Annotated in this window: 15 protein-coding genes; 8 read left to right on the forward strand and 7 right to left on the reverse strand. The window is 66.0% G+C overall.

Annotation, left to right across the window (positions count from 1 at the left end; genetic code table 11):
- Positions 1-11: 11 nt before the first annotated feature.
- Entirely contained in the window at positions 12-560 is a 549-nt protein-coding gene (locus tag ACWW1C_RS21410; RefSeq protein WP_455980140.1) for a hypothetical protein, read from the forward strand.
- 43 nt (positions 561-603) lie between these two features.
- Here the strand turns inward: ACWW1C_RS21410 and ACWW1C_RS21415 are convergent, their stop codons facing one another.
- A complete protein-coding gene (locus tag ACWW1C_RS21415) occupies positions 604-1548 on the reverse strand; it encodes a MerR family transcriptional regulator (protein ID WP_455980141.1) in 945 nt (314 codons plus the stop codon).
- A gap of 220 nt (positions 1549-1768) precedes the next feature.
- Between ACWW1C_RS21415 and ACWW1C_RS21420 the strand changes: the two genes are divergently transcribed.
- Positions 1769-2740 carry an NAD(P)H-dependent flavin oxidoreductase gene (locus ACWW1C_RS21420; RefSeq protein WP_455980142.1) on the forward strand — a complete coding sequence of 324 codons (972 nt, stop codon included), beginning with the start codon at positions 1769-1771 and terminating at the stop codon, positions 2738-2740.
- Positions 2740-3540 (forward strand): endonuclease VIII Nei2, encoded by an 801-nt coding sequence (gene nei2, locus ACWW1C_RS21425; RefSeq protein ID WP_455980143.1) that lies wholly within the window; start codon positions 2740-2742, stop codon positions 3538-3540. Before ACWW1C_RS21420 ends, nei2 begins: the two co-directional genes overlap by 1 nt.
- Here nei2 and ACWW1C_RS21430 read toward each other — a convergent pair.
- Both ACWW1C_RS21430 and ACWW1C_RS21435 read right to left on the reverse strand, forming a co-directional pair.
- Entirely contained in the window at positions 3442-4587 is a 1146-nt protein-coding gene (locus ACWW1C_RS21430; RefSeq protein WP_455980144.1) for a fatty acid desaturase family protein, read from the reverse strand. The two genes, nei2 and ACWW1C_RS21430, sit on opposite strands and share 99 nt — an antisense overlap.
- 38 nt (positions 4588-4625) lie before the next feature.
- A complete protein-coding gene (locus ACWW1C_RS21435) occupies positions 4626-5690 on the reverse strand; it encodes a ferredoxin reductase (protein ID WP_455980145.1) in 1065 nt (354 codons plus the stop codon).
- 145 nt (positions 5691-5835) lie between these two features.
- Here ACWW1C_RS21435 and ACWW1C_RS21440 point away from each other — a divergent pair, with 145 nt between their 5' ends.
- Both ACWW1C_RS21440 and ACWW1C_RS21445 read left to right on the forward strand, forming a co-directional pair.
- Entirely contained in the window at positions 5836-6516 is a 681-nt protein-coding gene (locus ACWW1C_RS21440) for a TetR family transcriptional regulator (RefSeq protein WP_455980146.1), read from the forward strand.
- Between the two features lie 95 nt (positions 6517-6611).
- Positions 6612-8144, forward strand: coding sequence for a sigma-70 family RNA polymerase sigma factor (locus tag ACWW1C_RS21445; protein WP_455980147.1), 1533 nt, complete (start codon positions 6612-6614; stop codon positions 8142-8144).
- A 67-nt stretch (positions 8145-8211) separates the two neighbouring features.
- On the opposite strand, the gene ACWW1C_RS21450 is transcribed toward ACWW1C_RS21445, so the two are convergent.
- Positions 8212-8565 carry a hypothetical protein gene (locus tag ACWW1C_RS21450; protein ID WP_455980148.1) on the reverse strand — a complete coding sequence of 118 codons (354 nt, stop codon included), beginning with the start codon at positions 8563-8565 and terminating at the stop codon, positions 8212-8214.
- Between the two features lie 181 nt (positions 8566-8746).
- Between ACWW1C_RS21450 and ACWW1C_RS21455 the strand changes: the two genes are divergently transcribed.
- Complete coding sequence (locus tag ACWW1C_RS21455) at positions 8747-9115, forward strand: hypothetical protein (RefSeq protein ID WP_455980149.1); 369 nt, start codon at positions 8747-8749, stop codon at positions 9113-9115.
- A 26-nt stretch (positions 9116-9141) separates the two neighbouring features.
- Positions 9142-9915, forward strand: a complete 774-nt coding sequence (locus ACWW1C_RS21460; protein ID WP_455980150.1) for an enoyl-CoA hydratase/isomerase family protein — start codon at positions 9142-9144, stop codon at positions 9913-9915.
- A 15-nt stretch (positions 9916-9930) separates the two neighbouring features.
- Here ACWW1C_RS21460 and ACWW1C_RS21465 read toward each other — a convergent pair whose 3' ends face one another.
- From ACWW1C_RS21465 to ACWW1C_RS21475, 3 genes are read right to left on the reverse strand one after another with little or no spacing between them, the layout of a single operon-like run.
- Complete coding sequence (locus ACWW1C_RS21465; RefSeq protein ID WP_455980151.1) at positions 9931-10377, reverse strand: hypothetical protein; 447 nt, start codon at positions 10375-10377, stop codon at positions 9931-9933.
- On the reverse strand, positions 10374-13283 hold the full coding sequence (locus ACWW1C_RS21470) for an MMPL/RND family transporter (protein ID WP_455980152.1): 2910 nt from the start codon (positions 13281-13283) through the stop codon (positions 10374-10376). The genes ACWW1C_RS21465 and ACWW1C_RS21470 overlap by 4 nt, the downstream gene beginning before the upstream one ends.
- A complete protein-coding gene (locus ACWW1C_RS21475; protein WP_455984384.1) occupies positions 13280-13726 on the reverse strand; it encodes an MmpS family transport accessory protein in 447 nt (148 codons plus the stop codon). Before ACWW1C_RS21475 ends, ACWW1C_RS21470 begins: the two co-directional genes overlap by 4 nt.
- A 141-nt stretch (positions 13727-13867) precedes the next feature.
- Between ACWW1C_RS21475 and ACWW1C_RS21480 the strand changes: the two genes are divergently transcribed.
- Positions 13868-14476 carry a TetR/AcrR family transcriptional regulator gene (locus tag ACWW1C_RS21480; RefSeq protein WP_455980153.1) on the forward strand — a complete coding sequence of 203 codons (609 nt, stop codon included), beginning with the start codon at positions 13868-13870 and terminating at the stop codon, positions 14474-14476.
- Positions 14477-14478 lie beyond the last annotated feature (2 nt).

The following is a 14478-nucleotide window of genomic DNA, read 5'->3' on the forward strand; positions in this document are numbered from 1 at the left end:
GTATCGACCGCATGGACAACGGGTTGTCAGACGCCGCCATCGCCGCGATGACGCCGGCTCAGCGCCACGACCTGATCACGCGGCTGCAGCGTCCGCTCGACGAAGTGTTTCCGCCCGCAATGGCCAGAAGGATGCGGCGCATCCGCCTGACGGTGATGACCGGCAGCTGCATCGTGCTGATCCCGTGGGTCGTCTACCTCGGATTCACGCTTCCGGGCAACTACACCGCGCACAACTGGCCGGCTACCTGGATCGGCTTCGATGGTCTGCTCGTCGCCTTCATGGCCACGACCGCGGTGTTGGGTTGGTTGCGGCGCCAGTTGGTGCTGCTCACCGCGTTCACGACCGGAGTGCTGTTGGTATGTGACGCCTGGTTCGACGTCATGACTTCTGATTTCGGCCACGACGCGACCATCCCATTACTCACCGCGGTGTTGGTCGAGCTGCCATTGGCCGTTCTGATGATGACCGGCGCCATCCGGATTCTGCGCCTGACCGCGACGCGGCTGTGGTTCCTCGAACCCGGCGCGCCACTGTGGCGGCTGCCGCTACTCCCCTGATGCGAAGTGCGCCATGGGGATCCGTCTACACATTTCGGACCCGCTACGCGGGGTGTGCGCGCAACCAGGCGAGCACCTGCTGCGCGTGGGTGTTCGGTGGAAAGATCGGATAGAAGACGTGCTCGATCCGGCCTTCCCGAATCACCAGCGTGAGCCGGGTGTAGAGCCTCGGATGCCCGTCAGCCGCAAACGTCGGCAGGCCCAGAGCGTCCCCCAGCGCGAAAGTCTCATCGGACAGCATGTGGAACGGCAGTCTCAGCCGGCGCACCACTTCTGCCTGATAGTCGACATCCTGACTGGACAAGCCCCAGACCTCTTCTACGCCGGCATCTTTCAGCTCCGCGAAGTGGTCACGGAAATCGCACGCCTCGGTCGAGCAGCCACGTGCTCCCGGAATTGCGTCCCACCCCGCGGGGAGGTCGGCGCCGGGACGACCGGTGAGCGGGTACAGATACAGAATCGTTCGTCCCGCCGGCAGAGTCCCCAGCCGGACGGGGCCACCACCGCTCGACTTCAGCGTGATGTCGGGAACCCACAGTCCCACCAGATGGTCTGCCGCGCCGTCGTTTTCGGGGACCGGAAGACCCGCGGGAAGTGTCGTGTAGTCCGTCACCTGCTGATACTCCTCATCGAATTCGCGGCACGCGGCAGCATTGAGCCGCGCCGTGAGGTCCTGCCGTCGCTGCGTCAACGCCGCGATGGTCTCGTCGAGAACCGCGATGCTGTCCCGGTACGCCGCCAGCGACTCGGGGCACTCGTCGCTGCGTTCGTGGCCGTGCCGAAGACAGTCGATGAACGGCCCGGCCTTCGACGGGGGGATGCCGACCGCGGCGAGCGCTCGCACCTCGCTCACGATCTGGACGTCTTCGTCGGAGTAGTCCCGGTACCCATTGGGCAGGCGCGACGGCTCCACCAGGCCGAGGTCCTCGTAGTACCGCACGGCCTTGGTCGACGCGCCCGTCCGCCGGGCCAGCTCAGAAATCTGCATGGTCATGTCCTCAGCCCAGAGGGTAAACATTGCCGCCGGGGGCAAGGTCAACTTCCGAGCCCGCTGGACCCACTGACGCCGATTCCCGGCCCTGTGGCGAGTGTGCAGCTTTTGTCCGCGTGGACGTACCAGATCGAGCCGAAGCTGCACATTCGCCGTAGGGCCCGCCGCGACACATGACGACTCCGAGCCGTGCTCGACCAAGTCATAGAGTGAAACCATGGCCCTGCACACCCCGCTGACGGATCTGTTCGGCATCGACCATCCGATCGTCCTGGCCCCGATGGGCGATGTATCCGGTGGCCGGCTGGCGGCCGCGGTGTCCGAGGGCGGCGGACTCGGCTTGATCGGCGGCGGCCGCGGTGATCTCACGATGCTCGCCACCGAATGCCAACTGGCCAGGCAGAGCACCGAAAAGCCCTGGGGCGTGGGCCTACTCACCTGGGCGGTGAATCAGGACATCATCGACTGGGTCATCGCGCAGCAGCCCGCCGCCATCATCTTGTCGTTCGGCGACCCGGCCCCGTTCGCCAAAGCCATCCACGATGCCGGCATCCCGCTGCTGTCCCAGGTCCACAGCCTCGACGAAGCCAAGCAGGCACTCGACGCGGGAGTGCAGGTGCTGGTCGCCCAGGGCCGGGAAGCCGGGGGCCACCACGGCGGCCGCTCGACGTTGCCATTCGTCCCCGCGGTCGTCGACCTCGCGCACGGCATCCCGGTGCTGGCGGCCGGCGGGATCGGTGACGGCCGCGGCCTGGCCGCCGCACTGACGCTCGGCGCCGCGGGCGCCATGATCGGCACTCGATTCGAGGCCACCCACGAGTCCCTGCTCAGCGCCGCCGAATCGAAGGTCATGCTCAGGGCGAAGGCGGCGGACACCACCAGCGGCCGCGCCATCGACATCGCCGCCCGACCCGTCGAGACGCGTTGGCCGGCGGAGTATCCGGCGCGCACCTTGCGCAGCGTCTTCACCGACGAGTGGCAGGACCGGGACGCCGAACTCGACGCGGATCCCAAGGCCCAAAAGGAGTTCCGCGACCGCACAGCCGAGCTGGACATGGAATACGTGCCGATTTGGGCCGGCGAGGCCCTCGACCTGATCGACGAGCTGGAGCTGGCCGCTCCCTTGGTCCAGAAGATCGCACATGACGCCGAACGCGCGCTGACCCGGGCCCACGCCCACATCCGCTGATGCCCGAAGGCGATACCGTCTGGCACACCGCAGCCGTCCTCCGCGAGGCGCTGCAGGGAAAGACGCTGACGCGCTGCGATATTCGCGTTCCGAAGTTCGCCACCGTCGACCTCACCGGCCAGACGGTCGACGAGGTCATCAGCCGCGGCAAGCACCTGTTCATCCGCACGGCCGAGGCCAGCATCCACTCGCACCTCAAGATGGAGGGCAAGTGGCAGGTCAACACCAGGCCCCGCCGACCTGACCACAAGACCAGAATCATCCTGGAAGCGGGCGACGTTCAAGCGGTGGGCTCCGAACTGGGCACCCTGGAAGTCCTCCACCGGGACCACGACGAGGAACCCGTCAAGCACCTCGGCCCGGATCTCCTCGGCCCGGATTGGGATCCGCACCGAGCAGCCCAGAATCTCACCCGGGACCCCGACAGGCCGTTGCACGAAGCGCTACTCGACCAACGCAACCTCGCGGGCGTCGGCAACGTCTACGCCAATGAGCTGTGCTTCATCGTCGGCCGACGCCCGACGGCGCCGGCCGGCACAGTGAAAGACCCGCTGCGGCTGGCGCAGCGGGCCCGGGACATGTTGTGGCTGAACAGAAACAGATGGAGCCGGACCACAACGGGCGATACCCGGCCCGGCCGTCAACTCTGGGTGTACGGCCGGGCCGGGCAGGCGTGTCGTAGGTGCGGGACGCTGATCGAATCAGCCGGCCGACACCGGCACGAGAACCTCGACGTCGTCGGCGACCTCGACAACCTCACGGACCGGATCACCTTCTGGTGCCCGCTTTGTCAGCCATGAGTCCGGCAGGGCCAGGCGGCAGATCTTCTTGACCACCGAGAAGAATTGCTTGTGGATCGGCCCGCTGTTGTAGGGCAGGTCGTATTTCTCGCACAGCGCCTTGACCTCCGGCGAGATTTCCGCGTAGCGGTGCGCCGGGATGTCGGGGAACAGGTGGTGCTCGATCTGGAACGACAGGTTGCCGCTGAAGATGTGGAACCACTTGCCGCCGGTCAGGTTCGCCGAACCCAGGAGCTGGCGGTAGTACCACTGCCCGCGCGTCTCGCTCTTGGTCTCCTCGACGGTGAACTCGTGGGTGCCCTCGGGGAAGTGACCGCAGAAGATGATGGTGTAGGACCACACGTTGCGCATCAGGTTGGCGGTCATGTTGCCGGCGAACACGAACGGCAGGAACGGCCCGGCCAGCAGCGGGAACGCCACGTAGTCCTTGACGGTCTGCTTGCGGACCTTGGCCCACATCTCACGCAGCATGTCCTTCTTGTCACGCAGGCGGATTTCACCGGTGCGGATACGCTCGGCCTCCAGCTCGTGCAGCGCGACGCCGTACTGGAAGAACACCATCAGCAGGAAGGCGTAGACCGGGTTGCCCAGGAAGTACGGGCTCCACTTCTGGTCCTCACTCATCCGCAGGATGCCGTAGCCGATGTCACGGTCCATGTCGACGATGTTGGTGTACGTGTGGTGCATGTAGTTGTGCGAGTGCCGCCACTGGTTGGACGGGCAGGCCGAATCCCATTCGAAATTCTGGCCACGCAGCGCCGGGTCACCCATCCAGTCGTACTGGCCGTGCATGACGTTGTGGCCGATCTCCATGTTGTCGAGGATCTTCGACAGCCCGAGCATCACGGTGCCGATGGGCCAGGCCGGCGGCAGGAACAGCAGGGCGCGGCCACCGACCTCGAGCTTGCGCTGCATGGCGATGATGTTGCGGATGTAGTCGGAGTCGCGATCACCGAGGTCGGCCAGGTGGCGTTCGCGGATGGCGTCGAGCGCGCGGCCGAACTCGTCGAACTGCTCGGGGGTCATGGGGGCGGGACGTTGAGCCATGGTTCGTCTCCTTTGGGTGTGTGGGCTGGTGGGGTGGACTAGAGGTCGATCTGGACGTCACCGCACGGGGCGGTCACGCAGATTTCGATGTTTTCGTCGGGCGCGGTCGAGACGGCGCCGGTGATCAGGTTCTTCACCGGGCCACTGATCTTCTTGCGGGTGCAGGTGTGGCAGATGCCCATGCGGCAGCCGCTGGTCGGGTTCAGACCGGCGGCCTCGGCCTGCTCCAGGATCGAGCGGCCGTCGTCCACGACGTCGACCTTGCTCCCGGTGAATGCGACGTTGCCGCCGGAGGCATCGGTCGGGACAGCGATGACCGGCGGCACGAAGCTCTCGGACTGCGCACCCGGCAGCAGGTCCTTGACCGAGTCGACCAGTGCCGGCGGGCCGCAGACGAACACCGCGTCGGGGTTGGGCATCGCGGCGGCCAGGTGATCCGGACCGAAGTGGCCGCTGAGGTCACCGCGGTTGGACCGGGTGTAGCTGTGCAGCACCTTCACGCCGGGAGTCGCCGCCAACTCGGTGGCGTACGCCGCCTCTTCGGGGTTGCGGGCGTAGTGGAGGAACGCGACCTCGCCGTCGAAGTTCTCCTCCCGCAGCGTGCGCAGCATCGACAGCACCGGGGTGATGCCGCTGCCGCCGGAGACCAGCAGGATGCGGCGGGGGCGCGAGTCGGGCGGGCCGCCCGGAAGAGTGAAGTCGCCGCCGACGGAGTCGAGGTGAACGACCATGCCCGGCTCGGCGTGCTCGAACAGATGAGTGGAGACCAGGCCGCCGTCGTGCAGACCGACGGTCAGCTCGATGACCGGGCTGCCCTCGGAGTTGGCCGGCGAGTAGCACCGGGTGCGCCGACGGCCGTCGATCTCGACGGTCAGGTTGATGTGCTGGCCAGCTTTGAAGCCCTGCCAGGCGGCATTGGGCTGCAGGGTCAGGGTGACGCTGCGCGGCGTCTGCCGGCGGACCGCGACCACCTTGGCGCGGGCATCGTTGACAGTCCAGGTGCGGTCGAAAACCTCGGTGTACCGGTCCACGCCATGCGGGCCGGTGAGGATGCCAACCAGGGCGGAGCGCCGAACTCGGCGGCTCAAAGTTTCGGTGAACATGTGTACACAGTGAACGACTTCAACCGTTCGCGTCAAGACTTAAATCCCAGGTTGTTGCTGGGATCACACAGTGAACATCCGTACCCACATGTCATACACATCTGTATCGATCTGCGGTTGCGGCACGCTGTGTAAACTTTGGTCGGTGAACAGTCGTACCCCTGGTTCACGCGACCGGAGGTCCAGCCGCTCATCAAGCTCCCGCGTCCAGGACAACCTCTCGCGCGAAGAGCGCAAGGAAGCCACCCGCCGCGCGATCATCGCGGCCGCCCTCAAGCTGCTCGACGAGGACAGTTTCAGCGCGCTCAGCCTGCGTGAGGTCACCCGCGAGGCCGGCATCGTGCCGGCCGCCTTCTACCGGCACTTCGAATCCATGGACGCCCTCGGCCTCGTGCTGATCGACGAGTCGTTCCGGGCCCTGCGGGAGATGCTCCGCGGTGGCCGCGCCGGCCAACTCGATCCCAAGCGCATCATCGAGTCCTCGGTCGACATCCTGTTCAGCAGCGTCGCCGAACGCCCCGAACACTGGCGCTTCATCAGCCGCGAACGCAACAGCGGCGTCACCGCGCTGCGTTACGCGATCCGCACCGAAATCCGATTGATCACCTCGGAGCTCGCGATCGACCTGGGTCGGCTGCCCGGGCTCACCACCTGGAGCGCCGAGGACCTGAACATCGTGGCCGGACTGTTCGTCAACACGATGATGACCACCGCGGAATCCATCGACGACGCCAACGACGCGAAGGCACTGGACGACGTCAAACGGACCGCGCGCAAGCAGCTGCGCATGATCGCCGTCGGCGTGGCTGGGTGGCACAGCGCCTGATTCGGCGCACAAAAAGTGTGGGATTCAGGGCAGCTGGTTGCTCCTGACTGGTGAGACAGCCATGATGAATTTCTTGACTTTGCCGGGAGTCCGCCGTGACCAGTGCCCACGCGAGGTCGGCAGCAGCCGACGACGACGACGACGCCGCGCTGGCAGTTGCTGCCGCGGCTGGTGACCGGGCGGCCTTCGCCGCCATCTATGACCGCTATGCCAGCCGCTTGTACGACTTCTGCATCGGCATGCTGCGAGACCGCGATGCCGCTGCGGACTGCGTCCAGGACGTCTTCGTCACGGCCGCCAGCCGTCTCGATCAACTCCGCGAGCCCGATCGTCTGCGTTCCTGGCTGTATGCCGTCGCCCGCAACGAGGCGCTCGCCCGGATCCGGGCCCGTCGCCGCGAACAGCCCAGCGACGAGCTGCCCGAAATCGTCAGCGGGGAACCGGATTTGGCGACCCTCGCGGCACGCAGCGAGCTCGCGAAACTGATCGGCGACGCCTGCGGCGGGCTCACCGATCGCGATCAGTTGGTACTCGAGTTGTCCTACCGCCAAGGATTGAGTGGCCCCGAACTTGCTGAAGCGTTGGGAGTTTCAGCGAAAAATGCCAACACGTTGGTCGAACGGTTGCGGGAGACCATCGGCCGATCCCTGGGCGCACTGTTGGTATGTAGGCAGGTCCGCGCCGACCCGCAGCGGTGCCCCGAACTGGCCACGATCCTCGACAAGTGGGATGGCCAGTTCACGGTATTGATGCGCAAACGCGCCGCGCGACACATAGATTCCTGCCCGGTGTGCGAAGAGCAGCGCGCCAAGCTGGTCACTCCCACCGCCTTGCTGGGCAGTGCACCGCTGCTCATCCCGGCGCCCGAGTGGCTGCGCCAGGCGACGCTGGCACCTGCGGGCGACGTCCTTACGGGCGCCGGCTCGGGTGGATCGCCCGCTGCAGACGGCTCGTGGTGGCCACCGCACGACGTGGACGTCTCGGATCTGCCCGATGCGCAAAGAGATTCACGGCCCGGCTATCTCAGACGCCACGCCCTGGCGGTGACGGGGGTCGCCGCACTCGTGGCGGCCGGCGGTGCTCTCTACGTGAGTACGCCGCAGGTCTTCAACGTCGATCACACGAGCGTGACCGGTCGCCCGTCGTCTTCGGCACCGTCATCGGCACCGTCGTCGGCACCGAATACCGCTGGCCGGACACCGCTTTTCAAACCTGCTCCGCCCAGCCCGACGGAGCCGTCGGGCAACACCGAACGGACCGCACTACCAACTGATTCGACCGGACCCGTGGCGCCGCCGGTCAGCCAGGCGCCGATCATTCTGCCGGGCAATCCCGATCCGCCGGTGGCACCTCCGCACCGCTCCCGGCCGGTCCCGCCGGTGCAACCCCCGAGCACGCCGCGTGGTCCTGTCACGCCCTCGGGTGGTGACGAGGGCCCCGTCACGCCGCCGAAATCCGGACCGATCGTCGACCCCGGCCCGCCCAAGCCGCCCAAACCGCCATCGACACCGCCGACGGCGTCGACCGGACGAGCACCGGCCCCCGGACACCTCCCACCACGCCAGGAAGGCGGCTCGAACAACTGTGTCCCGCCGGCCTGCCTCCAACCGTCGGGACCGCTCGGATAGCACTGTCGCACAAACGAATTCGGCCCGTCACCTCGGGGATGGCGGGCCGTCTTCGATCTCGACAAGTTCAGTGGATCACCGCCAGCGGATGCGGCGCGCCGATGGGGTTCTGGATGAAGGTCTGCCGCGTGTAGTCCCCCAGCCAGTTGCCGTTGGGATGAAAACCCGCCGCGCCGTACAGCGAGCAGATCTGGTCCATCTCCTTACCGGGGACGACCTCCAACCGGTACGAGCCGCGGACCGCGCCCGCGGCATAGGCGCCCGGGTTGGTGAGGCACGACTCCTTGAAGGCGTCGAACTGCGCGTCGGCCTGAGCGAAAGGCGACAGCGCCGTGGCACCGGCGGCAACGACGCCGGATGCGATGACGAACTTGGCGGCCGCAGCGAGGATGCGGTGACGGGGTGATGTGGTGCCGGCCATGATGGTCTCCTTCGGGACGTACCCGGCCCTGTCGGCCGCGTTCATGTACTAGGAGCGCCAGGACGCCGGGATTCCCACACTTTTTTTCGGAGGAAGAAGAAAGTGTGGGAATTGTCGAGGCTGTCCGCTCCTACCAGGTGAACGCAGGCCATGGGGCCTGGCATCACACCTGGAGGCAGCCATGACCCACAACAACAACACCCACGCCCGGAAGCTGTCGTTGGCAGCAGTCGCGCTCATGATCGCGACGCTCGGGCTCGGCACCGCGGCGACGGCCGGCGCCGTCGACAACAACCAGGGCGAGGGTGGGTTCCTGGCCTGCTACAAGGAGATGATCAGCCATGCTCCCCACGATCCGCCCACCCAGGAGGACGCCGACATCGCCACACACGACTGCTGCCTCAACACCGGCGGATCGTGGAGTTCGAGCGACTACCACCACGGCTTCTGCATTTGGCCGCCCGCCGACTCGCAGTCGGGACAGCACCCCAAGCCCGGCACCAGGCTGATCCCCCGTGGCGCGCCGCTGCCGACCAGGCAGCTCTCCTAGCAGACGGTGCGGTTAACGTCAGTCGTATGCCGCCGCTGTCGCTCGCGTATCCCCGCCCCGATATCGCCGTCCTCACCCTGGACCGGCCGGAGAAACTCAATGCGCTGAATCTCGAACTGGTCGAAGCCCTGCACAGCACCCTTGAGGACATCCACCGGAACAACGAGTGCCGCGTCGTCGTGCTCACCGGCGCCGGCCGCGGATTCTGTTCAGGCCTGGACCTTTCCGATCCCAACCCGCCGGAAGCCGGTGGTGGCCTGGAATTTCCGCGGTCGGGCATGCGCTGGCAAGAGCGTATCGCCGAACTGACCACCCGCATCCAAAACCTGCGACAGCCGGTGATCGCCGCCGTCAACGGTCCCGCGTACGGCGGCGGGTTCGCCATCGCGCTGGCCGCCGATATCCGGATCGCCGGACCCAACGCCCGGTTCTGCACGCAGTTCATCAAGTTGGGCATCGGCGGCTGCGACATCGGGGTGAGCTACACGCTCCCCCGGATCGTCGGCGCCGGGCAGGCTTTCGACCTGATCCTCACCGCCCGAACAGTGGAGGCCGACGAAGCACTGCGCCTGGGTCTGGTCTCCCGATTGTCGGAGAACGACGTCGTCGCCGATGCCCTTGCGATCGCCGAGACCCTTTGCAGCTATGGCAAATTCGGCGTCGAGTCGACCAAGCAGGTGCTGTGGGCCAACCTCGAGGCCCCCAGTCTGCAGGCCGCGCTGCACGTCGAGAACCGCAGCCAGATTCTCGCCGCCTCGGCCCAGATCGATTTGGCATCAAAGGCGTTCGGCAACCGGTAGCCGCGGCGGTCCGGGTCAGGCCACCAGCGACGGACTCGTGGGCACGCGCTTCTTCAGTCGTGCCACCCGGTGCAACTGACCGAAGATGTTCAGCGAGGTCAGCATCGGGATGCCCCCGACGAAGGTGCGAAACGACGGATGGCCGCCGTGCACCTGCAGCTCGTAGAGACACCCTACGACGTAGAAGAAGCCCATGGTGAAAAGGACTGCCGGTATCGCGTAGGCGAGCGGCGAGCCGGCGTCCGACACCAGTTCGTTCGCATAGTCGATCTCGTCCTGCGACATCGGTTGGCCCTCACGCACTTTGGTCAGCACCGCTTTGTGGGCACCCACCTGTTCGCCCAATACCGCGGGTGGGCGCCGCTCCAGCCCCCGCACGTACACGAAGACACACGCGAGAAAGGTCAGTGCCATCAGCCCGGCAAGGACGGTCAGGCCGCCCCACAGTTCGATACCGGTCATGCCTTTTCTCCGTGACTTCGCGAGCCTGCACCCGATCCACTGACCGCCGGATCGCCGTCCTCCCACAGCAGCAACTGCCGCACCGACTGCCGCGATCCGTAGGGCTGCAGCATCTGGCTGGCCGGTCGCGGCCGGACCTTCAGCGGCCACCAGAACCACCGCCCGAGCAGCACGGCGATGGCCGGCGTCATGAACGACCGCACGATCAACGTGTCGAACAGCAGCCCGAGTGCAATGGTCGTGCCGATCTGACCGAGAACGCGTAGATCCGCGAACACGAAGGACGCCATGGTCGCGGCGAACACCAGTCCGGCCGAGGTCACGACCGCGCCGGAGCCGGCCATCGCGCGGATGATGCCCGTGTTGATGCCGGCGTGGATCTCTTCCTTGAACCGCGAGATGAGCAGCAGGTTGTAGTCCGACCCCACCGCCAGCAGCAGGATGACGGCCAACGCCAACACGATCCAGTACAGGTCGATGCCGAAGATGTCCTGCCAGATCAGCACGGACAGCCCGAACGAGGCGCCCAGCGACAGTGCCACCGTGCCGACGATGACCAAGGCGGCGACGATGCTCCGGGTGATGAACATCATCACCAGCAGGATCAGGCTCAGCGCTGCGATACCGGCGATCATCAGGTCGTACTTGGCGCCCTCCTGAATGTCCTTGTAGGTGGCCGCGGTGCCGGCGAGGTAGATCTTCGAGCCGCCCAGCGGGGTGCCTTTGACGGCCTGTTGCGCGGCGTGCCGGATGGCGGCGATGTGCGAAATACCCTCCGGCGTAGCGGGATCGCCGTCATGCGTGATGATCATGCGGGCGGCCTTGCCGTCCGGCGACATGAACAACTTCATACCGCGCTGGAACTCGGGGTTCGTGAACGCTTCTGGCGGCAGATAGAACGAGTCGTCGGTTTTCGACGCGTCGTAGGCCTGCCCCAGTGCGGTGGCGTTCTGCAACGACGCGGCCGCCTGATCGTTGAGACCCGAGTTGGTGGCGTAGTTCGTCATCGTCAGATCGCGGTTGGTCTCCTGACTCGCGATCTGCGGCGGAATCAAGGCGAGCAGCTTCGGTTGCAGCGCATCGAGTTTCCCGATACTGCCGGCCACGTCTCCCAGTTGATCGGTCAGGTCATCGATGCCGTCGAGCGCGTCGAAAATCGACCGCAGCGCGGCGCACACCGGGATGTCGTAACAATGCGGCTCCCAGTAGAAGTAGTTGCGCAGCGGCCGGAAGAAGTCGTCGAAGTTGGCGATCTTGTCGCGCAGGTCCTTGGCGGTGGCGACGGTGTCCTGAAATGCCCTGGCCTGCTCGTGGGTGAGGGCACCGGATTGCTGTTGCAGCGAATACTGTTGGCGCAGAATATCGATCGACTTGTTGATCACCGCAACCTGCTTGAGCAGGTCAGCGCTACGCGCCTGCTGGAATGGCAGGTTGTTGATCTGCCCGGAGTTCCCGGCGCTGATCAGGAACGGGATCGATGAGTGGTCGAGCGGCGTGCCCAGCGGCCGGGTGATCGACTGCACCTGCGCGATGCCGTCGGTGTGGAAGACCGCCTTCGCGACACGTTCCAGCAGGATCATGTCGGTGGAATTGCGCAGGTCGTGGTCGGCTTGGATCATCAGCAGTTCGGGATTGAGCCGGGCCTGCGAGAAGTGCCGTTCCGCGGCGGCGTAGCCGATATTGGCCGGGGCGTTGGCAGGCATGTACGGGCGGGTGTCGTAGCTCGTCTGGTACCCGGGCAGCGCGATCAGGCCGATGAGGGCCACCGCGACGGTCACCACCAGGATGGGACCTGGCCACCGCACAATGGCGGTGCCGATGCGTCGCCAGCCCTGCGTCTGGAGCTGCCGCGCCGGCTCGAAGAGACCGAAGTGCCTGCCGATGCACAGCAGCGCGGGCGCGAGCGTCAACGCGGCGACCACCGCGACGAGAACACCTGTGCCGGCCGGAATTCCGAGACTCTGGAAGTACGGCAGCCGGGTGAACGTCAGGCAGAAGACCGCACCGGCGATGGTCAGGCCCGATCCCAGGATGATGTGCGAGGTGCCGTGATACATCGTGTGGTACGCCGTCACCCGGTCCTGTCCGGCATATCTGGCTTCATGGAAGCGGCCGAGGATGAAGATCGCATAATCCGTGCCGGCGGCAATGACCAAGAGCGTCAAGAGGTTTGTCGAGTACGTCGACAGTTCGATGATGCCGGCGTTGGCGAGCGACGCAACAACGCCGCGCGACGCCGTCAACTCCATCATCACCGTGAAGATCACCATGATGACGGTGGTGAAACGGCGGTAGAGCGAGAACAGCATCACCATGATCACGCCGATGGTGATCAGCGTGGTTTTCAGCGTGCCGTGGCGGCCCACCTCGAACTGGTCGGTGATCAGCGGCGCGGCGCCGGTGAGATACACCTTCAAACCCGCTGGCGGCGGGGTGTTCTCGATGATCCGGCGGACCGAGTCGACGGACTCATTGGCCAGCGACTCACCCTGGTTGCCGGCGAGGTACACCTGCACCAGCGCGGCCTTGCCGTCGGCGCTCTGCGAACCGGCCGCGGTCAGCGGGTCGCCCCAGAAATTCTGCACGTGCTGGACGTGTTTGGTGTCGGCGGTGAGCTTGTCGATCAGGCCGTCGTAGTAGTGGTGCGCGGCCGCGCCCAACGGCCGGTCGCCCTCCAGGACGATCATGGCCGAACTGTCGGAATCGAACTCGTGAAACACCTGGCCGATCTGTTTCGCCGCCTGCAGCGATGGCGCGTCGGTGGGGCTCAGCGACACGTTGTGTGATTCGGCCACCGTCTCCAACTGCGGCACAAAGACATTCGTGACGACGGCCAGAGCCAGCCAGAAAAAGGCGATGAGCACCGAGTATCGCCTGATGAAGTCCGGAACGCGGTTGGCGCTCATCCCGATTTGTCCAGACAGTAGGTGAAGGCGTGCACGGTGTTCACCGTTCTCTCGTCCTTGACGGCATCGTCAATCGTGATGCGGCAGCCGATCGAGTCGCTGTCGCCCTGGGCCTGGACGTTGACGAACACCGCCGGCTGCGTGGTGGTCGTGTCGTAGGACCACGGCAACCTGACGGCGTCGGCGCGCTGCGGCTGGGCGTTGACGTCCAGATAGGTGATGGTGGCGACGGTGCCCGACGGACCGAAGACCTCGATCACCACATGCTTGGGGTTGAACGGGACGATGTCGTTCACCGCACCGCTCGGGGTCGACGTGACGTCACGGGAGGCGAAGATGCCGTGCAGGCGAAGCACGGTGAAGCCGGCCACCACGATCACCACCACCGCCACGCCATACATCCAGTGGCGACTCAGCTGGCGTCTGACCGAGAAGCGCTGCATCCGTTGCCCTTTCGCTCCGGCATCCGTCGGCTGCACGGAACGTCTCCCTAGCGTGGCTAATCAAGAAGGTTGACGGTATGACAGTAAACCCGGTGAGGCTATAATTCAACACGTAAAGAATTCTGTGAACTTGGGAGTCGAATGACCCAGCGCCCCTCCCGCGGTGGCCGCCGCCCGGGACCCAACGGCACCCGCGAGGCGATCGAGGAATCCGCGCGAAAGCTGTTCGCGGAACTCGGATACGAGCGGGCCTCCCTGCGCCAGATCGCATTGCAAGCCGGCGTCGACCCCGCCCTGGTCAGCCACTTCTACGGCAAGAAGCGGGACCTCTTCCTCGCGGTTGTCGAGCTTCCCGTCGAACCCGCCGTGATCATCGAACGGGTACTCGACGGCGACAAAGACGGAGCAGGCCTCCGGTTGGCGACGTTCATCCTCGACGTTCTCGACGACGAGGTCCGGCGCCGCCCCATGATCGGCATGGTGCGCGCAGCCACGGCCGAACCCGAGGCCGCGAAGCTGGTCCGGGACTTCCTGGCCCGCAAGATCATCGCGCCCATCGCCGAAGGCCTGGGCTCCGCGGACGCCGACTACCGCGCCGCCCTGGTCATGTCACAGGTCAACGGCTTCGCCTTGGCGCGTTACGTCATCGGCCTCGAACCGCTGGCCAACCGCTCGAACGAACAGCTCGCCGCCGACCTCGGCGTGACGCTCCAGCGCTACCTGCTGGGCGATCTCGCGCCCGGCCGGTAGCC

The sequence above is a fragment of the Mycobacterium sp. HM-7 genome (assembly GCF_053852335.1).